Source organism: Pseudoduganella rhizocola (genome assembly GCF_045984285.3).
In the GTDB taxonomy this organism is placed as follows: domain Bacteria; phylum Pseudomonadota; class Gammaproteobacteria; order Burkholderiales; family Burkholderiaceae_D; genus Rugamonas.
Genome location: NZ_JBJQIK030000017.1, coordinates 34,575 through 61,100 on the forward strand (window position 1 = coordinate 34,575; position 26,526 = coordinate 61,100).

General features: G+C 64.6%; 20 protein-coding genes. 10 read left to right on the forward strand and 10 right to left on the reverse strand.

The window, feature by feature from the left end; translation table 11 throughout:
* Window positions 1–5 precede the first annotated feature (5 nt).
* Genes ACJRPG_RS24050 through ACJRPG_RS24065 form a run of 4 tightly spaced genes read left to right on the forward strand, consistent with a single transcriptional unit; the run spans window position 6 to window position 5,593 of the window.
* Window positions 6–959: a DUF58 domain-containing protein gene (locus ACJRPG_RS24050; RefSeq protein WP_408002645.1), complete on the forward strand. Its 954-nt coding sequence runs from the start codon at window positions 6–8 to the stop codon at window positions 957–959.
* Complete coding sequence (locus ACJRPG_RS24055; protein WP_408002646.1) at window positions 956–1,963, forward strand: BatA domain-containing protein; 1,008 nt, start codon at window positions 956–958, stop codon at window positions 1,961–1,963. Before ACJRPG_RS24050 ends, ACJRPG_RS24055 begins: the two co-directional genes overlap by 4 nt.
* Window positions 1,947–3,989 (forward strand): DUF4175 family protein, encoded by a 2,043-nt coding sequence (locus ACJRPG_RS24060; RefSeq protein ID WP_408002647.1) that lies wholly within the window; start codon window positions 1,947–1,949, stop codon window positions 3,987–3,989. Before ACJRPG_RS24055 ends, ACJRPG_RS24060 begins: the two co-directional genes overlap by 17 nt.
* On the forward strand, window positions 3,986–5,593 hold the full coding sequence (locus ACJRPG_RS24065; RefSeq protein ID WP_408002648.1) for a hypothetical protein: 1,608 nt from the start codon (window positions 3,986–3,988) through the stop codon (window positions 5,591–5,593). The genes ACJRPG_RS24060 and ACJRPG_RS24065 overlap by 4 nt, the downstream gene beginning before the upstream one ends.
* Before the next feature lie 4 nt (window positions 5,594–5,597).
* On the opposite strand, the gene ACJRPG_RS24070 is transcribed toward ACJRPG_RS24065, so the two are convergent.
* Window positions 5,598–6,242, reverse strand: coding sequence for a pyridoxamine 5'-phosphate oxidase family protein (locus ACJRPG_RS24070; protein ID WP_408002649.1), 645 nt, complete (start codon window positions 6,240–6,242; stop codon window positions 5,598–5,600).
* A 97-nt stretch (window positions 6,243–6,339) separates the two neighbouring features.
* Between ACJRPG_RS24070 and pdxR the strand changes: the two genes are divergently transcribed.
* Window positions 6,340–7,809: a MocR-like pyridoxine biosynthesis transcription factor PdxR gene (pdxR, locus tag ACJRPG_RS24075; protein WP_408002650.1), complete on the forward strand. Its 1,470-nt coding sequence runs from the start codon at window positions 6,340–6,342 to the stop codon at window positions 7,807–7,809.
* Here the strand turns inward: pdxR and ACJRPG_RS24080 are convergent, their stop codons facing one another.
* On the reverse strand, window positions 7,810–10,251 hold the full coding sequence (locus ACJRPG_RS24080; protein ID WP_408002651.1) for a TonB-dependent receptor plug domain-containing protein: 2,442 nt from the start codon (window positions 10,249–10,251) through the stop codon (window positions 7,810–7,812).
* 290 nt (window positions 10,252–10,541) lie between these two features.
* Between ACJRPG_RS24080 and ACJRPG_RS24085 the strand changes: the two genes are divergently transcribed.
* Window positions 10,542–12,389, forward strand: coding sequence for a glycosyl hydrolase family 18 protein (locus tag ACJRPG_RS24085; protein WP_408002652.1), 1,848 nt, complete (start codon window positions 10,542–10,544; stop codon window positions 12,387–12,389).
* Between the two features lie 19 nt (window positions 12,390–12,408).
* Here the strand turns inward: ACJRPG_RS24085 and ACJRPG_RS24090 are convergent, their stop codons facing one another.
* The 8 genes from ACJRPG_RS24090 to ACJRPG_RS24125 all read right to left on the reverse strand — a co-directional run bounded on the left by ACJRPG_RS24090 (window position 12,409) and on the right by ACJRPG_RS24125 (window position 22,499).
* The gene (locus ACJRPG_RS24090) at window positions 12,409–13,167 is read right to left on the reverse strand and encodes a spermine/spermidine synthase domain-containing protein (protein WP_408002653.1); all 759 of its coding nucleotides are present in this window, start codon (window positions 13,165–13,167) and stop codon (window positions 12,409–12,411) included.
* A gap of 21 nt (window positions 13,168–13,188) precedes the next feature.
* The gene (locus tag ACJRPG_RS24095; RefSeq protein WP_408002661.1) at window positions 13,189–14,493 is read right to left on the reverse strand and encodes a sensor histidine kinase; all 1,305 of its coding nucleotides are present in this window, start codon (window positions 14,491–14,493) and stop codon (window positions 13,189–13,191) included.
* A gap of 119 nt (window positions 14,494–14,612) precedes the next feature.
* Complete coding sequence (locus ACJRPG_RS24100) at window positions 14,613–15,962, reverse strand: sigma-54-dependent transcriptional regulator (protein ID WP_408002654.1); 1,350 nt, start codon at window positions 15,960–15,962, stop codon at window positions 14,613–14,615.
* Between the two features lie 29 nt (window positions 15,963–15,991).
* Complete coding sequence (locus ACJRPG_RS24105; RefSeq protein WP_408002655.1) at window positions 15,992–17,230, reverse strand: ABC transporter permease; 1,239 nt, start codon at window positions 17,228–17,230, stop codon at window positions 15,992–15,994.
* Window positions 17,231–17,238: 8 nt separating this feature from the next.
* Window positions 17,239–18,552: an ABC transporter permease gene (locus tag ACJRPG_RS24110; protein ID WP_408002656.1), complete on the reverse strand. Its 1,314-nt coding sequence runs from the start codon at window positions 18,550–18,552 to the stop codon at window positions 17,239–17,241.
* 9 nt (window positions 18,553–18,561) lie between these two features.
* Window positions 18,562–19,254 (reverse strand): ABC transporter ATP-binding protein, encoded by a 693-nt coding sequence (locus ACJRPG_RS24115; RefSeq protein ID WP_408002657.1) that lies wholly within the window; start codon window positions 19,252–19,254, stop codon window positions 18,562–18,564.
* Window positions 19,255–19,282: 28 nt separating this feature from the next.
* The gene (locus tag ACJRPG_RS24120) at window positions 19,283–20,554 is read right to left on the reverse strand and encodes an efflux RND transporter periplasmic adaptor subunit (protein WP_408002658.1); all 1,272 of its coding nucleotides are present in this window, start codon (window positions 20,552–20,554) and stop codon (window positions 19,283–19,285) included.
* Between the two features lie 139 nt (window positions 20,555–20,693).
* Window positions 20,694–22,499 (reverse strand): phosphoethanolamine transferase, encoded by a 1,806-nt coding sequence (locus ACJRPG_RS24125; RefSeq protein WP_408002659.1) that lies wholly within the window; start codon window positions 22,497–22,499, stop codon window positions 20,694–20,696.
* Between the two features lie 288 nt (window positions 22,500–22,787).
* On the opposite strand from ACJRPG_RS24125, the gene rpsL reads away from it, so the two are divergent.
* The 4 genes from rpsL to ACJRPG_RS24145 form a co-directional block, all read left to right on the forward strand.
* Entirely contained in the window at window positions 22,788–23,171 is a 384-nt protein-coding gene (rpsL, locus tag ACJRPG_RS24130; protein WP_231767594.1) for a 30S ribosomal protein S12, read from the forward strand.
* A 116-nt stretch (window positions 23,172–23,287) separates the two neighbouring features.
* The gene (gene rpsG, locus ACJRPG_RS24135; RefSeq protein ID WP_050409780.1) at window positions 23,288–23,758 is read left to right on the forward strand and encodes a 30S ribosomal protein S7; all 471 of its coding nucleotides are present in this window, start codon (window positions 23,288–23,290) and stop codon (window positions 23,756–23,758) included.
* A gap of 107 nt (window positions 23,759–23,865) precedes the next feature.
* Window positions 23,866–25,971 (forward strand): elongation factor G, encoded by a 2,106-nt coding sequence (gene fusA, locus ACJRPG_RS24140; protein ID WP_408002660.1) that lies wholly within the window; start codon window positions 23,866–23,868, stop codon window positions 25,969–25,971.
* Between the two features lie 72 nt (window positions 25,972–26,043).
* Window positions 26,044–26,526: GTP-binding protein (locus ACJRPG_RS24145; RefSeq protein WP_408000000.1), on the forward strand; the 483-nt coding region annotated here is incomplete at its 3' end.

Genomic DNA, 26,526 nt, shown 5'->3' on the forward strand with positions numbered 1-26,526 from the left:
ACGCAATGCTCGACACCTCGTCGCTGCTGGCGCATTCCGCCAACCTGGATCTGGTCATCCGCCATGTGCTGGCGGGGCTGGGACATGGCATTCATGCGGGCCGCGAGCGCGGTGCGGGCGTTGAATTCTCCGAATACCGCGCCTACGCGCCGGGCGACGAATGGCGGCGCGTGGACTGGAAGCTGCTGGCACGCGCCGACCGGTACTACGTCCGCGAGGCGGAACGCGACAGCCACGTCGCCGTCTGGCTCTGGCTGGACGCCAGCGCCTCCATGGCCGAGCCAAGCCGCCGTATCGAGGGCCTGGACAAACACTGGTTCGCGCGCACTGCGCTGGCTTGCGTGGCCGCGATAGCGCAGCGCCAGGGCGATGCCTTCGGCCTGGTGATCTGCTGCGATGGAAGAACCGAATTCGTCCCCGCATCGCGCGGCCCACGCCAGCTGCAGCGCGTGCTGGCCGCCCTCATGCGCGCCAAACCGGCGGGCCTGCTGCCTGAAGCGGACGGCCTGCGCGGCGCCATGCCGTTCCTGCACGCGCCGGCCATGGTCTTCGCCGCCAGCGACTTCCTGGACTGGCCTTCGGCACAGGGCGATGCCCTGCTGCGCCTGCGCCGCATGCGCCACGACGTGCGCCTGCTGATGCTGCGCACCGAAGCCGAAGCCGAAGGCACCATCCCCGCCTCCGCCGCCTACCGCGACCCCGAACCGCCCCGCCCCGCAGCCGAGCCCGTGTCCACCTTGGTGCCTGACCCCAAGGTGGACAGGAGCTCAGCTGTGGCGCCGGGCCTCCACCGCCTGGCCGATGCCGACAGGCCGGAGTACTTGCATGCACTGGCCGCGCACATCGACGGCGTACGCGCGGCCTGCGTGCAAAGCGACGTCCCGTTGCTGGAAGCCCGTATCGAGCAGCCGCTGGGCGAGGTATTGCGGCGCTGGCTGCGCACGGAGCGTGCCCGGTGATCGCCAGCCTCCAGCCGTGGTGGTGGCTCGCGCTGCCGGTGCTTCTGGTGCCGCTCTGGCTGCACATGCGCCGCCGCGAGCGCCACAAGGCCGGTCTGCTGGCAACCGCGCGCTTCCTGCCGGCCACCACGCCACAGCAGCAGCGCACGCCGCGCTGGCAGGAACGATTGCTCTTGCTGTTCCGTCTGCTGCTGCTGTTGGCGCTGATCGCATGGCTGGCGGTTACTGTGATGCCATGGCGCGGCGACACCGTGCTCGCCACGTCAGACATCCCGCCCGGGCTCTCCGCACGCGAGCAAGCGGTAGCTGGACTCTCCAGCGCGAACACCGTGCAGCTCTCCACAGACCCGCTGCAATGGCTGGCAACTCACCAGCATGAGTTCCGCGGCAACGCCCGGGTACTGGTGCTGGCGCGCGCATTGCCCATGCCCGCGCTATTGCCGCAGTTCTCGCTGCCGGTGACAGTGCGGGTGTTTCCCGATGCGCGGAAGCCTGCGGCACAAACCCGCCACATCGTCCTCGCCAGCACACCGGAACGCGAGCCGCAATGGCGCGCACTGGTCGCAGCATTCGGCGCGGCGGGCGACAGGTTCGATATCAGCCAGGTGCCGGATGCGGACACGGAACTCGTTATATGGGACCGCGACGGCAATCCTCCGGCCGCATGGAAATCCCCACTGTGGTGGCGCACCGGCGCCGCACCTGCCGGCGCGATAGCAATCGAGGTCAATGGGCTGCGCCTGGCCATCGCGGATTCCGCACAGGGCCGTGTCTGGCGTTCTCCCGACTGGCCTGCGGCGAGTGGAAGCACTGCAGCCGCCATCTACGAAACATGGCAGCAGCTGCACCTGCAGCCAGGTCCCTATCCGATGCCATCGGCCGCATTGGTTGCCAACCCTGCCGTCCGCAGCAGCCAGCAGCAACGCCCATCCGACTGGCTGGCCTGGGCCTTGCTCCTGTTTTTCATCCTCGAACGGATCACAGCCCATGTCCGACGCCGCTGATCTGTCCCTGCCGCTACGCAAGGAACTCGAACGCGCAGCCATCCGCCGCCGGTGTCCAGGCTGGATCGGTGCCGCCGTGGCGCCCGCCGCAGCACTGGCCTTCACCGTGGCCATGCAAGGAGGGATAGCGCTGCTCGCTTCAGGCGGCGCCATCATGCTGGCGGTCCTTGTGTGGATCGTCTGGGACCACAGCGCGCTTCGCAGGCGCGTGCGGCATCAATGGGCCGGCTGGCTGAACGAGGCTTATCCGCAGCTGGAAGACAGCAGCGGCCTGCTCGCACAGGAGCCGCAGGGTGTGGTGGCAAAGCTTCAGCGCAGCAGGATTGCCGGCCGCGCCCATTCGCTCGAAGAGGGCTTCGCATATGCACTGGTAAAACGGCATATCCGTATCAACCTGATTCCGGCAGCTGCAGCGCTGATTGCGGCAGCGGCAATTGCCGTCCTCGCCGCAGCACCACATGTGCGAGCGGACGGCGCCGCACCGGCTCGTCAAGTGGGGCCGCAGGCGTTTCCGGGCAGCTTGACGCTGCGCGTCACCCCGTCCGCCTACACGGGAGCCCGGCCATTCGACACCGAAGCGCGTGATTTGCAGTTGCCGCAGCACTCGGAAGTGCGCTGGTGCGCCAAAGGCAAGGATGCCGAAATCGAGATCAGCATCGGCCAGCGACTGGCCGTGCGCGCCGGCGCATGTGCGGCATGGACGGCGACAGAATCCGTGTTCTGGCGCAGCAGGGAACAGGGCGCGGCACGCTACACCATCCGCGTGATACCGGACCAGGCGCCAACTGTGTCGATCACAACGCCAAAGGAAGCGGTCACGGTGCTGGCCAGGGATGCGCAAACCGCCGCCATCGCCGTGAGCGCAAAGGACGATTACGCGATCGAGCGGGCCACGCTGCACCTGACGCTGGCGCGCGGCAGCGGCGAGAACATTCGCTTCAGCGACAGGGAAGTGCCGCTGCCGCGCTCCGCTGATCCGCGCACGCGCAACTGGCAGAAGACCTGGCTGCTCACGGAACTCGGCATGGAGCCGGGCGATGAGCTGTATTTCTTCGTCCGCGTCACCGATAACGCGCCGGACAAACCCCATACCGTCCAGACCCCGACCTATACGCTGCGCTTGCCGGGCCCTGAAGCCGAATCGCTCGATGCATCGGCCTTGCCGTCGATGGTAAAGCCGGAGAACCTGCGCAGCCAGCGGCAGATCATCATCGATACCGAGCAGCTGCTGTCCGACATGCAGGGCGGGAAGCTGAGCGCAGCGGCGGTGCGCGAACGCAGCGAAGGGATTGCTGCGGACCAGGCGCAGCTGCGCCGCCGCTACGGCCAGTTCCTGGGCGAGGAATCGACCCTCTTCGCCGATGAAGACCACCACCACGAAGGCGATGGGCACGGCCACAAGCCTATGGACGGCAGCACCAACCTCGCGGCGCAGTTCGGGCACGCCCACGATATGGAAGACAACGCAACCATCTTCGACCCGAAAACGAAGGAAGTGCTGCGCCGCGCCATCTCCGCGATGTGGGATGCAGAGAAGGCGCTGGCGGCGATCACGCCCAAAGCCGCGCTGGCGCCTGAGAATAAGGCGCTCGACGCCATCAAGGAGCTGCAGCAGGCCGAGCGCATCTACCTGCACCGCACCGCCTTCGTTCCGCCTGCCATCAAGGAGGAGAAGCGCCTGAGCGGCGATGCCATCGGCGCGCGCAGCTACCAGCGCAAGCAGGACGGCGGATCGGACGCCGTTCCGGCCGAAGTGCGTGAACTGATCGGGGCGCTGGCAGGCGAGGGTGCACTGCCAGCGCTGTGGCCGCGTACCGCGCGTGAAGCGCTGGCGGCGCTGGCCGAGGATGACAAGCGTCTCGCCGCGCTGGTGCTGGTACAGGAAGTGCAGGACGGCTGCGCATCGTGCCGGGCGCCGCTGCGTGCCTGGCTGCGCAGCACCCTCGCCGCAAAGCTGCGCTTGCAGGCGAAACCGGCGCCACGCAACACGGTCGGCGACGCCTTTGCGCAAGGGAGGCAGCCATGATGCCAATGCTCGCTGCCGCCGTTGGCCTGTTGGCCGCACTGCACTATCTCCGGCGCGGGCAGTGGCCGGACGCAGGCCTTGTGCTGCTGGCAGGCTTCGCGCTCGCTGCGCTGCTTCTGCATGAACGTGTTCCGCCCAGGGCCATCACTGCAACGCTGGATACGGAAGACCCAACCGCATTGCGGGCCGGACTGGCGAATGCAGCGCAGGCCGAACGCCTGCGGGTGCGGGGCGATGGGCTGCGTGAGGCCATGTGGAACGATCTTCCGGCCTTGCCGATGGAATGGCAGCCGGCCCCGCAGGACAAGCTGTGGCTTGATTTCCCGCGTTCGATCGCCCAGGGCCGGGTGTTCGCGCTGACCATCCGCCGTCCCTCGGCACCGGAGCCCTGGAGCGCGCAACTGCTTGCCGAGAACGGGCAGGTTCTGGCCGAGGCGAAAGCGGACGGCCGCGGGAACATGCTGTCGCTCACATGGCTGCCGCCCGTTGCGGAATCGATGGTATTGACGGCACGGCTGCGCAACGCCGCAGGCAAGACCATTGCGGAAGGCCCGGTGCCTCTGCTTGTGCAGGCGCCCATGCCGCTGCGGCTGCAAGGGCGCTTCGCGTCGCCATCTTTCGATGCGCGCGCACTGAATCAGCTGCTGACGGATAGCGGGGCGGTACTGGACTGGCGCACGCAGCTCGGAAAGTCGGTGGCGCGCAGCGAAACGCCATCTGAAGTGCTGAGTGCACCGCATGGCATCGTGATCGACGCTGCTTATGCCGAGGGGCTCGCCCCGCAAGCGCTGGCGGCCTTGCTTGCGCAGGTAGGGGAAGGTACGCCCATGCTGGTGCTGGGCGGCAGCGCCTCTCAGGCCGGGTTCTGGCAGCGCGCGATGGACCTGCGGCTGGCGCCCGCGCAAGGCGACGACCCGCAACGCCAGGCCGCAAAGCTGCAGCTGGCGGCAGCGCCGCTTCTGCCTGTGGCAAAAGGATCCGGCTGGCGTGCAATGGCGGTGGATGCCGAAGGCGAACCATGGCTGTCGCAGCGCAGCTGGAGAAAAGGGCGCATCAGCTGGCTGTCGGTCAGCGGCTGGCACCGTTATGCCATCAGCGAGCCCTTGGCATTGGCACAGTGGTGGCAAACCGTATTCGACCAGAGCCTTGGCGAAAGCGCCGCCGGCAAGACGTGGCGCTTCCCGGATCCGATGCCGTTGCCGGGCTTGCGCACGGAAATCTGCGCAGATGGGCTGGCGGCAGGCCAGCTTGTGGCTGGTGGCGCGGCAAAGGTGGAACTGCTGCCGCGCGCAGACCGTTCCGGCGCCGCCTGCGCCGCCGTGTGGCCGGAACGTGCCGGATGGCTGACCGTGGGCGCAAACGGCATGGCCGCCACGCAGCTGTATGTATTCGCAAACGGCGACTGGCCCGCATGGCAGCGCGCCCTGCGCCATGACGCCACCACGCGCTACGCCGCGCGCAGCAGGACCCCTGCGAGGGCCTCAGTGGAAAGCCGCACCGGCACTGCAGGGCCGGCGCAGGCAGCAGCGCTGCTGCCCGGGTGGTGCTGGGCCGCCCTGTTCGCGGCGGCGATGCTCGCGCTGTGGTGGCGCGAGCGCCGCTGAACGCTTAGTCCAGCGACCAGCCCACCACATAGTCCGGCGCGGGCGCCGAACATGCCGGATCGCGTACCGGCGCGGCACGCTGCTGCACCAGCGGCAGCACGCCCGCCCATACCGGCAGCGCCATGTCTTCCTCATCGTCCTTCGGCCCGCCGCTGCGTACCTTGCACACCGCTTCATCCAGCGCCACCCGCAGCACGGTCGTGGCGGCATATTCCTTTTCGTTGCCGGGGCGCGATTGCTGCTGCCTGCCCGGCGCCAGGTGCTCCATGAAAGCGGCCAGCGCTTCGTGCTTGCCATCGCCCTCCACCAGCTCGAAGCGCCCGTAGATCATCGCGGAGCGGTAGTTCATCGAATGGTTGAAGGCCGAACGCGCCATCACCAGTCCATCAAGATGGGTGATGGTCACACAGGCATCCTGCGCCAGCAGCGCCTTCAGCATGCGGCTGCCGTTCGAGCCGTGGATGTAGAGGTGCTCGCCGCTGCGCCAGCAGGCGGTGGGAATGCAGTGCGCGCCTTCCTCGTCCGCGAACGCAACGTGGCAGACGTAGGCCGCATCGATGATCGCTTTCAGCGTCCCGTCTTCATACGAGGCGCGGTTGGCGGCGCGGCGCACGCGGGTGCGGGCGGAAGGTGCTGCAGGCTGTGTCATGGTGCGTGATTCCCTTTGGTGGTTGATGAGTCCACAATATAATGTGCTGGCTGGCCCTGAAAAAAGGTCCAGCCATACCCGATTTCATGGAGCCACAATGGACTACGCGCTGCTCATTTCCGCCTTCACCAGCCAGCACGGCCACCGCGCCTGGCCGCGCCAGCGCCTGCTGCACGAATGTCTGCGCTCGGCCATCCGCGACGGCACGCTGGCTGCGGGCACCCGCCTGGTGGCCACGCGCGCGCTGGCCACGGAGCTCGGCGTGGCGCGCAATACCGTGCTGTATGCGTATGAGCAGCTGGCCAGCGAAGGTTTTGTGACCACGGACAAGCGCGGCACCATCGTCGCCAGCATCGTTCCCGAACAGGGCAGGCAGCGCACGCCGGTGCCGCAGGCTGGCCTGTCGAAGCGCGCGCAGAACCTGCGCCGGCTGCACGCCTCCGCCAGCGTGGCGTCGGCCTTCGTGCCGGGTGTGCCTGATCTCGACAGCTTCCCGCTCGCCCTGTGGCGCCGCATGCTGGACCGTGCCTGGCGCGCGATCGAGTCGCGCCAGCTCAACTACGGCAACCCGGCCGGCGACGCCAGCCTGCGCGAGGCGATTGCGGACCACCTGCGCGCCTCGCGCGGCGTGGTGTGCGATGCGTCCCAGGTCTTCATTACGGACGGCAGTCAGAGCAGCCTTGAGCTATGCGCACGCGCCTGTGCCGACGACGGCGAAACCGTGTGGATGGAGAACCCCGGCTATGGCGGTGCGATTGCCGCGTTCCGCAGTGCGGGCCTGAAGCTGGAGGCGATTGCGGTGGATGAAGAAGGCATTGCGCCGCAAGCCTCGGACTGGAAGCGCCGCAAGCCGCGGCTGATCTACACGACGCCGTCGCACCAGTATCCGGTGGGCACGGTGCTCTCGCTGCAGCGGCGCATGGCGCTGATCGACGGCGCGCGCGCCGCCGGGGCGCTGATTATCGAAGACGATTATGACAGCGAATTCCGCCACGACGGCCCGCCGCTTTCGGCGATGCAGGGACTGGCGCCGGATGCGCCGGTGCTGTACTGCGGCACCTTCAGCAAGACCATGTATCCGGGCCTGCGCATCGGCTTCCTTGTGGTGCCGCCCGAGCTGGCAGGCCCGATGGCTACCATGCGCGCGCAGTCGGCGAATAGCGGCCGCACGGCAGAGCAGCTTGCGCTGGCGGAGTTCCTGCGCAGTGGCCAGTTTGCGCTGCACCTGCGCCGCATGCGGCGGCTCTACGGGCAGCGCCGCGACGTGCTGGTGGAGGCGCTGCACAAGCACCTGGGAAAAATCGCCGAAGTGCACGGCGCATCGGCCGGCATGCACCTTTCGCTGCGCTTCCGCGACCAGCGCATTTCGGATATCGACATCAACCAGCGCGCGCGTGAAGAGGGCATTATCGTCAATGCGCTGAGCGCGCACGCGATCGGTGAGACGGGGTGGAATGGACTGATGCTGGGCTACGCGCAGGTGCCTGCGGAGCAGATCGAAGGACTGGTAAAACGGTTGGCGGCGATCATTCACCTGGCGGCATTCACCGCCAACCGCAAGCCTTAATTAAAAGGCCGTATCAACACGGACGTACATCGAGCGGCCGTTCACGCCGAACGGGCAGGTTTCCCAGCAGTGCGTGAAGCCCAGCTGCGGGAACGGAGCGGCCTTCACCGGATCCCACTTGGTTGGGTAGGTGTCGAACACATTGTTCACGCCGAAGGTCAGGCTGGTCTTCTTGCTGAAGGAGTAGCGCACCGTCATGTCCAGCAGCCACTTGGCATCCCAGGTCTGCACGTAGTCGCCGGTGAAGCCCTGGCCCTGCACTTCGCCATAGTAGTTGGCGCGCGTGTTGAAGTTCCATGGACCACGGGTGTAGTCGGCCGCGAGCACGTGGTGCTGGCGTGGCTGGCCGCGTTCGATCAGCAGCACCTGCGCCTTGTCGAACAGCTGTTCGCCGGTGAGGATGCTGGAGGTCGAGTGGCGGTCGGTCACTTCGGTCTTGTTGAAGCCCAGCTGGCCGGATAGCACCAGCGTCGCACCCGGCATCTTGTTCGTGTGTTCCGCCACGATGTCGATACCGCGGGTCTTCGTGTCGACCGCGTTGGTAAAGAACTGCGCCTGGCCGACCTTGAGCGGTACCAGCACATTGGCGATCGGGCCGCCGCCGGCTTCCGGAGCGATATTGCTGGAGAAGACGATGCGGTCCTTGATCTTGATCTGGTAGATGTCGGTGGTCAGCGAGAAGTTGGCCGCCGGACGCAGCACCAGGCCGATGCTGGCATTACGCGAGGTCTCTTCCTTCAGCGGCTTGATGCCGAGGGCGCGCGTTACGGCGCTGTCCTGGCGCGCGGTCAGCGTTTCGGTCAGCACACCGGCCGAGTTCAGGTTGGTGGACACGGAGCTGTAGAACTCCTGCTGCACGCCCGGCGCACGGAAGCCGCTGGACAGGCTGCCGCGCACGCCCACCTGCTTGGACGGATCCCAGCGCGCGCTGACCTTGCCGGTGGTGGTGTTGCCGAAGTCGGAGTACTTCTCGTACCGCACGGCGCCCGCCAGCAGCAGCTCCGGCACCGGACGGTGTTCCACGTCCAGGTAGAGCGCGATGTTGTGGCGGCCGTCATCGACGGCGGTGCCCGGCGTATAGCCAGGGAAGCCCTGCGCGCCGGAGGCGGCGATATCGCCGTTCTGGTCGCGGATCACGATGGCCGGGTTGTTGGTGCGGCCATACTGGTAGGACATCGGGTCGCCCGCAACGATCTGGTAATTATCCTGGCGCCATTCGAAGCCGGTGGCGAGGAAGATATCCTTGCCGCCCACGTTCAGCGGGCCTTTCAGGTCGGCGTTGAAGGTGGTCTGGTTGAATTTCAGCTTGCCGGTATCGGCTTCCAGCGGCGATTCCGCATAGATGCCGCCGCCCGGTTTCGGCTCATACCAGTAGCTGACGTTGATGGTCTGGCCTTCGTGGAAGCCAAGCTCGCTGCGGCCGTGGTTCACGCTGATGTCGGCCTTCCAGTCGTTCGCCAGGTCGCGGCGGTAGCCGACAGCGAAGGATGCATCCTTCACCGTGGTCAGGAGGTTGGGCAGGAAGCCGTTCGGGTACACGGCAGGCACGGTGCGGCCGTCACCGGCGGAGCGGTAGAAGCCGGACGAGTCGCCCTTGCGCTTCGAGGCGCCGCCGAAGGAGTAGAACTCGCCGGAAGCGTCCACCGGCAGCGCGGCATTCCACCACAGGTAGGCGTCCTTGGCATCGCTGTCGCCGATGCGCTGGGTCACGCGCGGCGGGTTCACGCGCAGCGTGTCCGGGCCGGCACGGTTGGTTTCCTTGCGGCGGCGGCCTTCGACCGACACGTTGATGTAGCCGCCGTCCTGGCCGATGGCCCAGCCGCGGTTCACGCTGCCGGAGATCAGGTCGCCGTCGTGTTCGGAGGTGGTGCCCAGCGTGCCGCTCAGCGCCGTTTCATTGACATTGCTCTTCAGGACAATGTTGATCACGCCCGCAATCGCGTCCGAGCCATATTGCGCCGCCGCGCCGTCACGCAGCACTTCGATATGGTGGATGGCGGACAGCGGAATCGCATTGATGTCGGTACCGGCCGAGCCGCGGCCCACGGTCTGCTGCACGTTCACCAGCGCCTGCTGGTGGCGCCGTTTGCCGTTCACCAGCACCAGCAGCTGGTCCGGGCCCAGCGAGCGCAGGGTGGCCGGGCGGATGATGTCGGTGCCGTCGCTGATGAAGGTGTTGGAGAAGTTGAAGGACGGGTCGAGCGTCTGCAGCAGTTTGCCCAGCTCCAGCGGACCGGCGGTCTGCATGTCCTTCAGGCTGATCAGGCCAACCGGGGCGGCGGTGTCGAGCGCCGTCTTGGCAGCGGAGCGGGAACCCAGAACGACCACGGTCTGCTGTTCGGGAACCGCGGCGGCATCGTTCTGCGCAAAGGCGCCGCTGGCCGCCAGCAGTGCAGCGCTGGCGAGGAGGGTACGACGGAAAAACTGGGGACTTTTTGTCATGGGCAGGATCTCTCGTTGTTTATTTTTCGACGTAATAAAGTACGTTCTGGTATTGCTGCGCTGGCAATCCTACTGCGGCGCAGACTGGCACTCCAAGCTGCTTGTAACGTATTGTTGCGAGAAAGGCACGCTCTAAAATAGTGCGTGCTCAGCATGAGAATTTGCCGTAACCTTATGCCCCCATAACTAGTGGCTATCTACAAAAGACCTACCGTCGGGGACATTTTTCCGACAATTCCGCAGTGACGCTTCCGTTAAAGTTGCCGTACAGCATCTAAACGGAGCAGAAAATGCGAAACAAGACCTTCAAAATGGCAGCCGCTGCGCTGCTGGCCTTCTCGGCCTTCGGTTCGATCAATACCGCCCAGGCCCAGGGCGGCCAATGGGTCACTGGCTATTACGGCGGCTACTTCTGGAACAACAGCGACTACCAGGCGCCGCAGCACGTGGACATGCGGGCCATGACGCACTTTGTTTTCGCGCGTATCGGCCCGGGCGGCGGCAAGTTCGGCGGCCAGCCGGGCGAGGTGCTGCTGGGGGCAAGCGACGCGCAGACCAGCAAGAAGATCGGCCCCGGCGCGCCCTACCGCACGGTGGAGCAGTACCTGGTGGACCGCGCCCACCATGTGGGCACCAAGGCCATCATCATGCTGGGCGGCGAGGGCGACAATGCCGGTTTCAGCGCGTCCACCGCGCCGGGCGTGCGCGCCACCTTCGTGAAGAACCTGGTGGACTTCATGGTCTCGCGCGATTACGACGGCATCGACGTGGACTGGGAAGGCATCGACAGCAGCGACACCGAAAGCCAGGCGCGCCTGGAGCAGCTGATCATCGACCTGCGTGCCGAAGCGAATTCCCGCCCGCGCTATCAGGACAGGCCGGTCATCATCACCTTCCCGGCCGGCACCCTGAACCCGAACTACCAGGCAGCCAGCGCACACGATGTGCGCGTGGCGGGGCTGGTGGACCAGTTCAATATCATGAGCTACGGCATGGCCTGGTTTGGCGAAGGCTGGGACACCACTACCTTCGCTCCGCTCACGGGCCGCACCGGTTCGCGCCCGACCGACATCGCCAGCAGCATCAAGCTGTATGTGGATGCCGGTATCCCGCGCAGCAAGATCGGCATGGGCATCGGCTTCTACGGCCTGGCCTACAAGCCGCCGTTCACGCATCCGGGCCAGCCGACCGCGGGCTACGATTTCAATTCCTTCTCGGTCAATGACGTCACCTGGAACTATGCGCAGCTGGCCAAGCATGGCTATCTGTCGAATGGCATCTACGGCTTCGAAGCATCGTCGCAGATGGGCTACCGCACCTATCCGGGCGGCGGCTATACGCCGTCCACCCGTAACACCGGCGCCACCGGCTATGTGAGCTATGAGGATGAAACCAGCATTGCCGCCAAGGGCGCATGGTCGCAGAGCACGCGCGAAGGCGAGGGCGCGGGCGGCACCATTATCTGGCTGGTGAACTACGGCACCACGAACGGCGTGAACAACCCGCTGCTGTTCGCCGTCAAGAAAGCCTTCCTCGATCCGAACGCCACCGATCCGGGCCCCAACCCCGACCCGCTGCCGCCGCCTCCGCCGCCGCAGCTGAGCACCACGCTCAATGTCAGCAACGACTGGGGCAGCGGCTACTGCGCCAGCCTGCTGGTGAAGAACACCGGCGACTATCCGGGCGAGTGGAAGGTGGCGCTGCCGTTCACGGACAGCGTGAATTCGCTGTGGGGCGGCGTGTATACGGTTGCCGAAGAAAAGCTGAATGTATCGGGCGCCGAGTGGAATAAATATATCGATCCGCAGGAGACGCGTGAAGTCGGCTTCTGCGCCACCCGCAAGGCTGCGCCGCCGCCGAACGAGCCGCCGCCGCCGGCAGGCTCCGTCACCGGCACGGTGGTCATCAGCAACGACTGGACCAGTGGCTACTGCGCCAATGTGGTTGTGACCAACGCCTCGTCATCGAAAGCCGTGAACTGGACGGTGACGGTGCCGGTGGCGGGCACCGTCACCTCGCACTGGAGCGGCAAGATCGTCCAGAACGGCGCCAGCATGCAGGTCTCCGGCCCTGACTGGAACAAGGACCTCGCCGCCAACAGCAGCAACCGCGACGTGGGCTTCTGCGCCGCCCGCTAGGCATGCACCGGGCCAGCGGTCACTGATGGTCCAGCATCCAGGACTTGAGGCCGTTGACCCAGTCTTTGGCGTTCATGTTGTACTGCTTCTTGATGGCGCCCGCGCGTTCATACAGCACGCTGAAGTCCAGTGACGGCGACTGCTTGAAGGCGATGACGATGATGTTCGCGTCATGCACTTCGGGCAGCCATACTACGGCATCGAATACCAGCTCCATGGCCTGGATGTTCTTGCCGTAGTTGCTGAAATCGCCGAAGACATTGGTGGTCATGATGCCGTTCTCGGCCAGGCAGTCGAAGCAGGCCTGGTAGAACTCGGGAGTATCCAGCACCGGCCCGCGCGCCTCCTCGTCGTACAGGTCCACCTGCAGCACGTCCACCGTGCCGTGGTTCGCAGGGTCGGTCACAAAATCCATGGCATCCATCTGCCGCACATGCAGGCGTTCGTCGTTCGGCGGCAGCGCAAACAGCGCTTCGCAGATGGCGATGACGTTCGGATTGAGCTCGATGGCCGTAACGTCGGCCTGCGGAAAGCGCCGGTAGCAGAACTTGGTGGCCGCGGCGCTGCCCAGGCCCAATTGCACGATGCGGCGCGGATTATCCATGAACAGCATCCACATCATCATCATGCGCACGTATTCGAGCTCGATGACATCGGGCCTGGACAGGCGCATGGCCCCTTGCACCCAGGAGGTGCCGAGATGGAGCGAGCGTACGCCCTGGAATTCAGTAATGGTGGCCGGGGGATGTCCCGGCAGGTCGAATCGTTGCTTCTGCATGCCCGCAGTTTACCAGCGCAGCTACTCCGCCGCCGGAACCACGGGCAGGATGATGGTCACGGTCAGTCCGCCGCCGTCGCGGTTGGCCAGCGTGATGCGGCCGCCGTGGGCTTCCGCGATCTCGCGCGCCAGGGCCAGCCCGAGGCCGGTGCCGCTGCGTTTGGTGGAGTAGAAGGGCACCAGGGCATTGGTGAGCACTGCATCGCTCATGCCGGGGCCGCGGTCCTGCACCTCGATGCGGATTGCATCCTGCACCTTGCGCACATCCAGCACCACGGCGTTCGCGGCGGAGCCGGATTCGTGGGCGTTCTTCAACAGGTTGAGCAGGGCCTGTTCCATCTGCGCCGGATCGAACAGCGCATGCTCTTCCGGCAGGTCGCCGCTGCGGCGGAAGGCCACCTGCTCCGCCAGCTTGTCCAGGAAGCCGGGCCAGGCCACCGGCTCGGGGCGCGGCGCGGGCAGCTTGGCGAAGCGCGCGTAGCCGAGAATGAAGCCCTCCAGGTGGCGCGTGCGTTCCTCGATGGTGGCCAGGATCTGCGGCAGCCTTTCCGTCTGGCCGCGCCGCACCAGCTCCGCGCCGGAATGCGCCAGCGAAGTCAGGGGCGCCAGCGAATTATTGAGTTCATGGCTGATCACGCGTATCACCTTTTTCCAGGTCTGCACTTCCTGCCGCCGCAGCTCCAGCGTGAGCTGGCGCAGCAGCAGCAGTTCGTGGCGCCGCCCGTTCAGGTTGAAGCGGCGGCGCGCGAGGTGGAACACTTCCTCTTCCTCGTTTTCGCCGGTGGTGAACAGGCCGTCGCCGCCGCGCTTCATCGCGTCGCGCAGGGCAGGCGTAGCGTTTGCCAGCAGCTCCTGCAGGTGGTGGCCTTCCAGCTTCCTGCCTTCGTTCAGCAGGTGGCGGGCCGACACGTTGGCATACACCACGGCGCCGCCGTCGCCCACCAGCAGCATGGCGACCGGCGTGTTCTGCACCATCGTGTCCAGCAGCAGTTCGCGCTGCACGAGGTTGAGCCGCTGCTCGCGCAGCACATGGCCCAGCTGGTTGTGGGCCTCCACCAGGTCGCTCAGTTCATCGTTCTGCGGCCAGTGCAGGCTGAAGGAGAAGTCGCCGTCGCGGTAGCTGGTGACGGTGCCGCCCAGCGCGCGGTACAGCGAGAGGATAGGCGCCATCTGCGCGCGGATGGTAATCACCGAGAGCGGCACCACGCACAGCAGGCAGACGCCCAGCACCAGCAGCGGCTGGTCCGGAAACAGGTAATCGAGGCCGATGGCGATCAGCACGCCCAGCGACAGCAGCGTCGCGATCAGGGCCGACCAGCGCGTCATCAGCGACAGGCGCAGGCCGCGCGGCCTGCGCGGCGCGGCGCGCTTGCCGTCGCGGCGCCGCTCGGCGTCCGGGCCGCCGTCCCGGCCTTCGCCGCCACCTCCCTGTGCGTCGCGTTTCATCAGGAACGGGCGATACCGAGCCGCTCCATGCGGCGGTAGAGCGCCTGCCGCGACAGTCCAAGCTCCGCCGCCGCCTGCGCCACCACGCCGTTGGCGCGGCTCAGGGCCTGGGCGATGGCGTCGCGGTCCGGTTCATTGTCGCCGTTGGCGCCGCTGCTGCCGGCGGACGATGGCAGGGGCAGTCCCAGCACCTGGGCGTCGATCTCGCTGCCGCTGGTGAGCAGGGTGGCGCGCGCCATCACGTTCTTCAGCTCGCGCACATTGCCGGGCCAGCCGTGCGCCAGCAGGGCCGCCTCGGCGGCAGGTTGCAGGCGCTTGCCGTTGCCGAGGAAATGGCGCGCCAGCGGCAGGATGTCGCCGGGGCGCGTAGCCAGCGGCGGCAGCTTCAGTTCAATCACGTTCAGGCGGTAATACAGGTCTTCGCGGAAGGTGCCGGCCCGTATCATCGCCGGCAGGTCGGCATTCGTGGCGCTGACCACGCGCACCCGCACCTGGCGCTCGCGGTTGGAGCCCAGGCGCTCGAAACGCCCCGTTTCCAGCACGCGCAGAAGCTTCATCTGCCCGGCCAGCGGCAGGTTGCCGATTTCGTCGAGGAAGAGGGTGCCGCCATCGGCCGCCTCGAACTTGCCTTCGCGCGCCTTGGAGGCGCCGGTGTAGGCCCCGGCGTCGGCGCCGAACAGTTCCGCTTCAATCAGTTCCGCAGGCAGGGCGCCGCAGTTGAGCACCACGAAGGGCCCGTTGCGCACGGCGGAATTGGCCTGGATGATTTCGGCAATGCGTTCCTTGCCGGTGCCATTGGGGCCGCTGATCAGCACAGGCACATCGGCGCGCGCCACCTGGCAGGCCAGGGTCAGCACGCGTTCGGTGGCCGGGTCGTTCCACACCATGCCGCGCAGGTCGAACTGTTCCAGTTCGCGGCGCTGGCGCAATTCGCCCTGCAGACGCTGGCGCAGGGCCTTGTTGGCCTGGCCCAGCTCAATCAGGTTCTTGACGGTGGCGATCAGGCGGTTGTCGTCCCAGGGCTTGGCCAGGTAGTCGGCCGCGCCGGCCTTCACCAGGTCCACCGCCGCGTCGAGGTGGGTCCATGCCGTTAGCAGGATCACCGGCAGGTCCGGGTAGCGCTGGCGGATATCGCGGAACAGCGCCACGCCTTCCTCGCCGGAGGTGGTGTCCGCGGTGAAGTTCATGTCCTGGATCACGAGGTCGATGCTGGCGCCGCGCTGCGCCAGCAGCGCCAGGCCTTCCTCGGGAGAACTCGCGCGCAGCGCGTCGATGTCGTGCAGGGAAAACAGGACTTCGAGCGCTACGGCGACGGCGGCATTGTCGTCAATGATCAGTGTAGTAGGCATGCCGTCAGCATAACATCAAGCAGGGCGGCTCAGACGCCGCGGGTGGCGGTGGCCGGCGAAATGCTGGCGGCGCGCCATGCCGGGCCATATACCGCTGCCACCCCCAGCGCCAGGAAGATGGCGGCGCCGCCCAGCAGGTAGTCGGCCGGCAGCCGCGCCATCTCCAGCTTGGACACCAGCAGCTGGTTCAGCGCCAGGGCGCTCAGCAGGCCGGCTGCCACCCCGGCGCTGGTGATCATCAGGTTCTCGGTGATGAAGTAGCGCAGGATATCCACCTTCTTCGCACCCAGCGCGCGGCGCACGCCGATCTGCTTGCGGCGCTGGATCACCCACAGGCTGGCCATGCCGACGATGCCGCTGGCAGTCACCAGCATCAGCAGCACGCTGACGGTAATCAGCATCCAGGCCAGGCCCTTGTCCGCGCGGTAGCGGTCATTGCGGTCCTGCTCCATGGTCTTGGCGCGCACCACGGCCTGGTTGTTGGCCGATTTCTGCAGCGCCTCTTCCACCTCTTTCATCACGCGGTCGCGCTGGCCCGGCTCGGCACGCAGCGTGTACATGGCGCGCGGGGAGGTGATCAGGCGCATCGGCACCATGGTCGACATCTCGCCGCGTTCGCCCACCTCGCCGCCGGTGGACTGCATCGCTTCCGTCACGCCGATCACGCGCAGCTCGTCGGCATCGTCGCCCGTGCCGAGGTAAATCGGCTTGCCGACATAGCTGGTGGCGTCCGGCCACAGCTTCTTCGCCAGGGCTTGCGTGATGATGACGATTTTCGGCGTCTCGTTGCTCTTGCGTTCATCGACGTCGATCACTTCGGTGGGCGCGAAGTCGCGGCCTTCCACCAGCTTCAGGCCCCAGGTTTTCACCAGGGAGTCCGGCGTGAAGTAGTAGGAAGCGCCGGTGGTGACTTTCTGCTGCTTGCGGTCGGCGGCGATGCCCGAATTCCAGCCGGAGCGGGAAATTGGGGTCTGGTTGGTTTGCGCCACCGAGACCACACCCGGCACTGCGCGCAGCACGTCGCGCTGGCGCTTTTGCTCGGCCAGGATTTCGTTGAACTCGTCGCTGGTTTTCAGGTTGTTGATCTGGACGTGGATTACATCCTCTTCGTGCGCAATGCCGGTCGGACGCGCCATCACGCCCTGCCGCACATTCACGATATGCAGGGCGTTGGCGAGGATGGCGAGACTGATGGCGACCTGGATCGCCACCAGGATCGGGCCGGTCTTGTTGCGCATCAGCGCAGAAAGGATTGGTCGGATTTCCATGCTGGGCCTCACTGGGATTTAAGTTGGATGGCGGGCGTGACCTGGCAGGCGCGCCACGTTGGCAGCAGGCCCGCCACGATCGCCGAGCCTACGGCCATCGCGAAGGTTGCAATCAGCATCACCCAGTCCAGATGGGCGACGATGGTAAGCGCCTTGGACTGCATGGCGATCAGGGCCAGCGCGCCGAAGGCGAGCAGCAGGCCAAGCAGGCCGCCGACCAGGCCGACCACCGCGGTCTCGGTCAGGAACTGGTGGAAGATCTCCTTGCGCGAGGCGCCCAGCGCGCGGCGTACGCCCACTTCGGAGGCGCGCACCGAGAACTTCGCCAGCAGCAGGCCCACGGTATTCACGAGGCACAGCAGCAGGAAGCCGAACGCCAGCCAGGCCGACAGCTTGTTGTCGTTGCCGATGATTTTCAGGTGGTCCATCCACTCCATCAGGTCGAACAGCTGGTTCGGCGCATTGCGTTTCAGGCGGCCCAGCTTGCGCTGTTCGGCGGCATAGGCGTCGAGGTAGTTCTGCAGGTCGCTGCGGTCGCTGGCGGAGCGCAGCTCAAACCAGAATTGCAGCCAGGTGCATTCGGAGTCGAGGAAAGCCTGGTAGCCGGGATCGCGGTTGCCGCCGCTGCAGTTGGTGTTGCCGCTGTTCCTGAACTCGTGGCGGGTTGCGCTGCTCAGCGGAATGAAGAACTCATCCTCGGTGCTGAAGGCGCCCTTGCCGACCACGCGGTAGAAGCGCGGGATCGGATCCCATTTGTCCATCACGCCGGTAATCAGGTAGTCGAAGCCGTTGTAGCGCACGCGCTTGCCGACCGGGTTGGCATCGCCATACAGCTTTTCCGACAGGGCGCGGGTCAGCACCATCACGTCTGTCGCCGCCTTGTCGTCGGCCTCGGACCATGCGCCGCCGTACAGGAAGGGAATGTCGAACATGGCGAAGAAGTCCTTGGTCGGCCCGGCGCCGGTGGCGGAAAACGCGTTGACGTCCTTGCGGTCCGGTTCGAAAGCGCCGCCCAGGCCCATGATGGCGGTGCGGCGCTCGCCCTTGCCGGAGGCCAGCAGGCGCTGCACGTCGCCGTAGCTCAGCTGGTTGTCGTTCGGCTCATCGCCCGGCGAGTAGCCTTCGATCGGGCCGTTGTCGAACAGCGGTACGATCAGGCGGTCGCTCTTGTGCGGCATCGGGTTGCCGGACATGACGTGCAGGATGGTCAGGGTGCTGATGCTCGATGCCACGCCGATGGCCAGCGTCAGCACCATCAGCGCCGTCAGCGCCGGGTTGCGGCGCAGGTTGCGCAGGCCAAGTTTGAAGTAGTAGCTGAACATGCTCGCTCCTTAAGCCACCAGCGTTGGGGTCTTGCGCACCAGGTCGGACACCTGGCCGTCGATGATGTGCACATTGCGCTGCGAGCGGGTAGCCAGTTCCGGATCGTGCGTCACCATCAGGATGGTGGTGCCCTGGGCATTGATCTCTTCCAGCAGCTCCATCACGCCGCGCGCCATCTGGGTATCCAGGTTGCCGGTCGGCTCGTCGGCCAGCAGCAGCTTGGGCGAACCGGCCAGTGCGCGCGCGATCGCCACGCGCTGCTGCTGGCCGCCGGACAGTTCGGCCGGGTAGTGCTTCATGCGCGAAGCCAGGCCCACCTTGGACAGCGCGTCCTCGATGCGCTCCTTGCGTTCGGCGGCATTGAAGCCCCGGTAGCGCAGCGGCACGTCCACGTTATCGAACAGCGACAGGTCGGGAATCAGGTTGAAGCCCTGGAAGATGAAGCCCAGCTTCTCGTTGCGCAGCTTGGAACGGGCGTTGTCGTCCATACCCTTCACATTGATGCCGTCGAGGATATATTCGCCGTCGGTGAATTCCTCCAGCAGGCCGGCGATATTCAGGAAGCTGGTCTTGCCGGAACCGGAAGGACCGGTCACGGTCACGAACTCGCCCTGCTTGACGTGGATTTCGAAACCGCGCAGCGCGTGGGTTTCGATCATGTGGGTACGATAGACTTTGCTCAGGTTAGTCATGCGCAGCATGGTGGCCTCTCTTCTTGATAGGGAAGTGTTACTTGTTGATCGAAACGCGCGGGGCGTTTTCAAAGGTTTCGGTACCGGCGACAACCACTTTGTCGCCCTGTTTCAGGCCGCTGATGATTTCCACGGCATTGATGCTGGTGGCGCCCATCTGGATCGGCGTGCGCACGGCAATGCCGTCCACCACCTTGTAGGCATAGCGTCCGCCTTCGGACTCCACGAATGGGCCACGCGCCACCAGCAGCACATTCGGCTTCTCGTCGATCAGCAGGCGGGCCGACACGCGCTGGCTCTGGCGCAGGCCGTCCGGCTGCTTGCCATCGAAGCGCACGCGCGCCAGCACCTGGTTCTTCACCACTTCCGGCGACAGCGCGGACAGCTTGCCGGTCGTCTTCACGCCGTTGACCAGGATCTCGGCGCTCATGCCCAGGCCCAGGTCGTTCACATAGGTCTCCGGCACTTCCAGTTCAACCTCCAGCGCCGACAGGTCGACGAGGGTCATCAGCGGCGTGTTCGCCTGCACCACGCTGCGGTTTGCGACCGACAGGGTGCCGATGAAGCCATCGACCGGTGCGCGCACCGTCAGTTCATCCACACGGCGCTGGGCATTCGCCAGGTTCAGCTTCTGGCGTTCCAACTGCGCCTGCTTCGTTTTCAGCTCCAGCTCCACGTTGTCTTTCTCCAGCGTAGAGGCCTGGTTCGCATGCTTGGCGCGAATCTCGGCGGCAGCGACGGCATCCTTTGCCTTCTGCAGGTCGATCTTCGCGATGATGTCCACGTTCGATACGCTCTCGTAGCGCTGCAGCACGCGCAGCGCCGAGAGGCGGTCGATTTCGGCGGTGTCGGCGTCGCGCTGCGCCAGCAGGCGCTGCTTGCGCGCCAGGATCTGCTGGCGGCCCACTTCGGCCACCAGCTCCTGGTAGGTGGACTGTTCCTTTTTCAGTTCGTCCTGCAGGTCCGGCGATTCCAGCTGGGCCAGCACGTCGCCGCGCTTCACGGTATCGCCGGCTTTCACTTTCAGCGTCACGGTGGACGAAGGCGCGGTGGAATACAGCGTCGGGCTCACGGCGGCAACGATGCGGCCGTTGACGGCGGCGTCGCGGATCAGCGTGCCGCGCGTGACTTCGGCAATGCGCAGGCGGGCGATGTTCACGGACTGGCTGCTGCCGGCCCAGCCGCCGTACAGGTACAGCGCAACGGCGGCCAGCGCCGCAGCGCCCGCGCCGATGACGATATTGCGCTTGAGCTTGTGGTTCGGCGGCGGCGCGATCACGGCGTCTTGATGGGATGTATCTCGGATCATGTTCTTAGTCTGTGGACGGTTAAGCGATGCCTGCACTTATGCAGGAACCGTGCCAATCCCTAAGTCATTGATTCTTATGGGTTCCGGTGTGGCCGAAACCGGCGTCCGCGGTGTCCGCGCTGTCCGCATGTCCGGCGAACTAGTTGCGGCTGAGCGGCTTGCCCTTGTCGATCACTTCGCGGCAATCGCCCTTGAAGGTGGAGTTGTCGTAGTTGGCCCAGCCATAGCTGTCCACATAGCGCTTGTGGCGCTTGAATTCGGGGCTGAGGAAGCTCCATTCGAGGCGGTCGCCGGGGTAGCGGATGTCGGCCATGTCCAGCAGGGTGTGGAACATGTTTTCCGTGGCCAGCTTCGCCTTGCGGCGCTTGGCCAGCAGTTCGATCTTGTCCGGATAGCGCTTCATGTACTGGTCCGAGTACCACATGAATGCCGGCACGTGAAATTCATACTGAGTATTGTGGCCGTGGAAGGCAATGCGGCAGCTGCCGTCGTACAGGGTCTGGCCGTGGTCGGCCACATAGAGGAGGGCGGCGGATTTGCCGCTTGCCTTCAGAGAACCGATCACCTGCGCCAGGAACCAGTCTGTATACAGGATGGAGTTGTCGTAGCTGTTGTTCAGCTGCGGCTTGATATCGAGGTCGGTGTAGACCGGCTTGTCGATGCCGAACAGCGAAGGCTTCCATTTGTCGAAGGACTGCGGGTGGCGCTGGCTGTAGTTCCAGTGGCTGCCCAGCGTGTGCAGCACGATCAGCTTTTTCGACGCGGTATCGGACAGCGCGTGCTGCAGCGGTTCGAACAGGATCTCGTCTAAATTCGAGTTGTTGGTGAAGCCGCCCAGGTTCAGGAACTGGATCACGTCCGCCTCCTTCGCGAACACGGACACCGGCGTGTCGAACTTGCCGAAGGAGATCTGGTTCGACAGCCACCAGGTCTTGAAGCCCGCCTCCTTATAGGCGCTGACGAAGGATTTTTCGGTAAATCCGTCCTTCAGGCTCTGCATCGCGGGCTTGCGCGAGATGATGACGGGCACCGAGAGCCGCGTCGCGGCCACGGAAGTCACCACATCGCTCAGCGCCACCAGGTTTTCTTCCTTCGACAGCAGGGGATTGGTGTCGCGCGTGTAGCCGTTCAGGCTCCAGCGGTCATAGCGCGACGATTCGCCCAGCACCAGCACCACCACTTCCGGCGTGCTGTCGATCGCCACCTGGTGCGCGCCGAAGCGGAAATGGCTGCTGCGCTCATTGAGTTCGGCCAGGTAGCGGCGCTCCTTATAGAAGTCCACGCCGCGCGCCAGCAGGCCGAAGGGCCAGGACTTGATGAAGGCATCGAATTCCACCGGCACCGCGGCCCAGCGCGGCAGGGCGCCCAGTTTCAGGCCGGTGACGGCAGCGCCGGACAGGGCGGACGCGGAGGAGCTGTCCGAGGCGTCCGCCGCCGGCCTGGCGGGCCGGACACCGAATTCCCAGGCATAGGCGCCCAGCAGGCCGAATACCGCCAGCAGTCCTGCCACGACCCAGCGCGACGCGTCATGCCAGTCCAGTTCCCGGGTCTGGCGCGCGGCGCGGAAGCTTGCCACCCACCACACCGCCACCAGCACCATCACGGCCAGCATGCTCCACACCTTGCGGCCGAGGAATTCCATGGCCTCTTTCGGGCTGGTTTCGGCCAGGATGCCGAGGTGGTGGGTGGAGATGCCCTGTCCGTAGAACACGATCAGGTAGATTTCGGTCGGCAGCGCCAGGAAGGCGGGCAGCAGCAGCCAGTGAAAGCGCGCCGGCCGGCCGAAAACCGCCCACACCGCAGCCCAGGCCACGATCTCGATGCCGAGGATCTGCCAGGCCTGCGGCACCGGCTTTCCCAGCGCGAGCGGAACGAAGGGCACCGCCGACAGGGCCAGATAAGTTATTAAAATGAAAAGATGGGAGGGGCGGAGCAGCAGGCGCATCCCGCCATTATGGCTGAGGCACTGACACCATGGGGTCTGGCCCCATGGTGTCAGTGTGGCGGGCACGGCAGGTTGCCTAATTTTTCCGCAAAGCGGTTGACTGGGCGGAAGGGGGCGTATATACTCGCGAGTTCTCAATTTAGTCTGCGCTTCGTTTACGCATTTGACCGGCCGCTCCGCTGAGGGTGGCTTTTCGTGCCTCTGCAACGCATCTCTTTGAGATCGGTTTTAGCCCCCGGACCTGCGGGTTCGGGTTGTCAACGCTGTAATTTTGTTGGATTTAGAACGATGCCAACCATCAATCAACTGATTCGCAAACCACGTACCGCTGCGGTCGTGAAGAGCAAATCGCCGGCACTTGAAAACTGCCCGCAAAAGCGTGGCGTGTGCACCCGTGTGTACACCACCACTCCTAAGAAGCCTAACTCGGCACTGCGTAAAGTCGCCAAGGTGCGCCTGACCAACGGTTTCGAAGTGATCTCGTACATCGGCGGTGAAGGCCACAACCTGCAGGAACACAGCGTCGTGCTGCTGCGCGGCGGCCGTGTGAAAGACTTGCCGGGTGTGCGTTACCACATGGTCCGCGGCTCTCTGGATACCCAGGGCGTGAAAGACCGTAAGCAGGCTCGCTCGAAGTACGGTGCCAAGCGCGCCAAAGCAGCCAAGAAGTAATCCAGCAGTTTAATTTGAAGTTGAGGCGGTCGCGAGACCGAGTAAGTGGATGGCTATGATGGCCACCGCGAGTGCCAGAACAGTTGGCGCTCAACTGAAGACAGGAAGGAAATAACATGCCACGTCGTCGTGAAGTACCCAAGCGCGAGATCCTGCCGGATCCAAAATTCGGTAACACCGAAGTCGCTAAATTCGTGAACGTTCTGATGCTGTCCGGTAAAAAATCGGTCGCAGAAAACATCATCTACGGTGCATTCGACCACATCCAGCAAAAGTCCGGCAAGGACCCTCTGGAAGTGTTCGCTGCAGCGATCAACAACGCCAAGCCACTGGTGGAAGTGAAGTCCCGCCGCGTCGGCGGCGCCAACTACCAGGTGCCTGTGGAAGTGCGTCCAGTGCGCCGCCTGGCCCTGTCGATGCGCTGGCTGCGCGAAGCTGCCAACAAGCGCAGCGAAAAATCCATGCCACAACGCCTCGGCGGTGAGCTGATGGAAGCCGCGGAAGGCCGTGGCGGTGCAATGAAGCGCCGCGACGAAGTGCACCGCATGGCTGAAGCGAACAAGGCGTTCTCGCACTTCCGCTTCTAAAATTTTCGGCCGGCAGTGCCGGCCGCTTATCTGTTGTTCAAGCCGGGCACATTTTTTGATCGAAAAATGCTGCTCGGTTTTGTCCATTAAAAGATTTAGGATTAATTATGGCCCGCAAGACCCCCATTGAGCGCTACCGCAATATCGGTATCTCCGCTCACATCGACGCCGGTAAGACCACCACCACCGAGCGCGTGCTGTTCTACACCGGCGTGAACCACAAGATTGGTGAAGTGCACGACGGCGCAGCAACCATGGACTGGATGGAGCAGGAACAAGAGCGCGGCATCACCATCACCTCCGCGGCGACCACCTGCTTCTGGAAAGGCATGGCCAACAACTTCCCAGAACACCACATCAACATCATCGACACCCCGGGCCACGTTGACTTCACCATTGAAGTGGAACGTTCGATGCGCGTTCTGGACGGCGCCTGCATGGTTTACTGTGCAGTGGGCGGCGTGCAGCCACAGTCGGAAACCGTGTGGCGCCAGGCTAACAAGTACAAAGTGCCACGTCTGGCCTTCGTGAACAAGATGGACCGTACCGGCGCCAACTTCTTCAAGGTCTACGAGCAGATGCGTGCCCGCCTGAAGGCCAACCCTGTCCTGATCCAGATCCCGATCGGCGCCGAAGACAACTTCAAGGGCGTGATCGACCTGGTCAAGATGAAGGCCATCCTGTGGGACGACGCGTCCCAGGGCATGAAGTTCGACTACGTGGACATCCCTGCCGAGCTGGCCGATTCCGCTGCCGAGTGGCGCGAGAAGATGGTTGAAGCGGCTGCCGAAGCCACCGAAGAACTGATGAACAAGTACCTGGAAGAGGGCGACCTGTCCGAAGCCGAGATCAAGAAAGCGCTGCGTACCCGTACCATCGCTTCCGAAATCGTGCCGATGCTGTGCGGTACCGCGTTCAAGAACAAGGGCGTGCAAGCGATGCTGGACGCCGTCATCGAATACCTGCCATCCCCAGTGGACATTCCACCAGTGGCCGGTACCGACGAAGACGAGCAGCCTGCTACCCGTAAGGCAGCCGACGACGAGAAGTTCTCGGCGCTGGCCTTCAAGATCATGACCGACCCGTTCGTGGGCCAGCTGGCCTTCTTCCGCGTGTACTCCGGCATGATCAACTCGGGCGACACCGTGCTGAACTCGGTGAAGAACCGTAAGGAACGCCTGGGCCGTATCCTGCAGATGCACGCCAACCAGCGTGAAGAGATCAAGGAAGTGCGCGCCGGCGACATCGCCGCTGCCGTGGGCCTGAAAGACGTGACCACCGGTGAAACCCTGTGCGATCCTTCCTCGATGATCATCCTGGAACGCATGGAGTTCCCTGAGCCGGTGATCCAGCAGGCAGTTGAGCCGAAGACCAAGTCCGACCAGGAAAAAATGGGCCTGGCGCTGAACCGCCTGGCACAGGAAGACCCGTCGTTCCGCGTGAAGACCGACGAAGAATCGGGCCAGACCATCATCGGCGGTATGGGCGAGCTGCACCTGGAAATTATCGTTGACCGTATGAAGCGCGAATTCGGCGTGGAAGCGACCGTCGGCAAGCCACAGGTGGCCTACCGCGAAACGATCCGCAAGACCTGCGAAGAATCCGAAGGCAAGTTCGTCAAGCAGTCGGGCGGCCGCGGCCAGTACGGCCACGTGGTGCTGAAGATCGAACCGCAAGAAGCCGGCAAGGGCTTCGAGTTCGTGGACGCGATCAAGGGCGGTACCGTTCCTCGCGAATACATCCCTGCGGTTGAGAAGGGTGTGCGCGGCACGCTGAACACCGGTGTTCTGGCCGGCTACCCAGTGGTGGACGTGAAAGTGACGCTGTTCTTCGGTTCCTACCACGATGTGGACTCGAACGAAAACGCGTTCCAGATGGCTGCTTCGATGGCATTCAAGGAAGGCTGCCGTAAGGCCTCCCCAGTGATTCTGGAGCCAATGATGGCTGTGGAAGTGGAAACGCCGGAAGACTACGCCGGTACCGTGATGGGCGACCTGTCGTCCCGCCGCGGTATGGTGCAGGGCATGGACGAAATCCCAGGCGGCGGTGGCAAGATCATCAAAGCTGAAGTGCCGCTGTCCGAAATGTTCGGTTACTCGACCACCCTGCGTTCCGCAACGCAAGGCCGTGCAACCTACACGATGGAATTCAAGCACTACTCCGAAGCGCCTAAGCACGTGATCGACGCGATCGTCACCGCTAAAGCTAAGTAATTCCGTAAATTGAAGGCCGGGGGCGATCCTCCCGGCCGGCAACCTTAAATCTAGTTCTGAGGAAGAATCAAAATGGCAAAAGAAAAGTTCGAGCGGACTAAACCGCACGTGAACGTTGGCACCATCGGTCACGTTGACCACGGCAAGACCACCCTGACCGCTGCAATCGCAACCGTTCTGTCGAAGAAATTCGGCGGCGAAGCGAAAGCCTACGACCAGATCGACGCTGCTCCGGAAGAAAAAGCACGCGGCATCACCATCAACACCGCTCACGTTGAGTACGAAACCGCCGGCCGCCACTACGCCCACGTTGACTGCCCAGGCCACGCCGACTACATCAAGAACATGATCACCGGTGCTGCGCAGATGGACGGCGCAATCCTGGTGTGCTCCGCAGCTGACGGCCCAATGCCGCAGACCCGCGAACACATCCTGCTGGCGCGTCAGGTTGGCGTTCCTTACATCATCGTGTTCCTGAACAAGTGCGACCTGGTCGACGACGCAGAACTGCTGGAACTGGTGGAAATGGAAGTGCGCGAGCTGCTGTCCAAGTAC

Bases quoted from the DNA above. Each gene is read 5' to 3' on its own strand.
- ACJRPG_RS24050 (WP_408002645.1), top strand. From the start codon at position 6: ATGCTCGACACCTCGTCGCTGCTGGCGCATTCCGCCAACCTGGATCTG.
- ACJRPG_RS24060 (WP_408002647.1), top strand. From the start codon at position 1,947: ATGTCCGACGCCGCTGATCTGTCCCTGCCGCTACGCAAGGAACTCGAA.
- ACJRPG_RS24065 (WP_408002648.1), top strand. From the start codon at position 3,986: ATGATGCCAATGCTCGCTGCCGCCGTTGGCCTGTTGGCCGCACTGCAC.
- ACJRPG_RS24070 (WP_408002649.1), bottom strand. From the start codon at position 6,242: ATGACACAGCCTGCAGCACCTTCCGCCCGCACCCGCGTGCGCCGCGCC.
- pdxR (WP_408002650.1), top strand. From the start codon at position 6,340: ATGGACTACGCGCTGCTCATTTCCGCCTTCACCAGCCAGCACGGCCAC.
- ACJRPG_RS24080 (WP_408002651.1), bottom strand. From the start codon at position 10,251: ATGACAAAAAGTCCCCAGTTTTTCCGTCGTACCCTCCTCGCCAGCGCT.
- ACJRPG_RS24085 (WP_408002652.1), top strand. From the start codon at position 10,542: ATGCGAAACAAGACCTTCAAAATGGCAGCCGCTGCGCTGCTGGCCTTC.
- ACJRPG_RS24090 (WP_408002653.1), bottom strand. From the start codon at position 13,167: ATGCAGAAGCAACGATTCGACCTGCCGGGACATCCCCCGGCCACCATT.
- ACJRPG_RS24095 (WP_408002661.1), bottom strand. From the start codon at position 14,493: ATGACGCGCTGGTCGGCCCTGATCGCGACGCTGCTGTCGCTGGGCGTG.
- ACJRPG_RS24100 (WP_408002654.1), bottom strand. From the start codon at position 15,962: ATGCCTACTACACTGATCATTGACGACAATGCCGCCGTCGCCGTAGCG.
- ACJRPG_RS24105 (WP_408002655.1), bottom strand. From the start codon at position 17,230: ATGGAAATCCGACCAATCCTTTCTGCGCTGATGCGCAACAAGACCGGC.
- ACJRPG_RS24110 (WP_408002656.1), bottom strand. From the start codon at position 18,552: ATGTTCAGCTACTACTTCAAACTTGGCCTGCGCAACCTGCGCCGCAAC.
- ACJRPG_RS24115 (WP_408002657.1), bottom strand. From the start codon at position 19,254: ATGCTGCGCATGACTAACCTGAGCAAAGTCTATCGTACCCACATGATC.
- ACJRPG_RS24120 (WP_408002658.1), bottom strand. From the start codon at position 20,554: ATGATCCGAGATACATCCCATCAAGACGCCGTGATCGCGCCGCCGCCG.
- ACJRPG_RS24125 (WP_408002659.1), bottom strand. From the start codon at position 22,499: ATGCGCCTGCTGCTCCGCCCCTCCCATCTTTTCATTTTAATAACTTAT.
- rpsL (WP_231767594.1), top strand. From the start codon at position 22,788: ATGCCAACCATCAATCAACTGATTCGCAAACCACGTACCGCTGCGGTC.
- rpsG (WP_050409780.1), top strand. From the start codon at position 23,288: ATGCCACGTCGTCGTGAAGTACCCAAGCGCGAGATCCTGCCGGATCCA.
- fusA (WP_408002660.1), top strand. From the start codon at position 23,866: ATGGCCCGCAAGACCCCCATTGAGCGCTACCGCAATATCGGTATCTCC.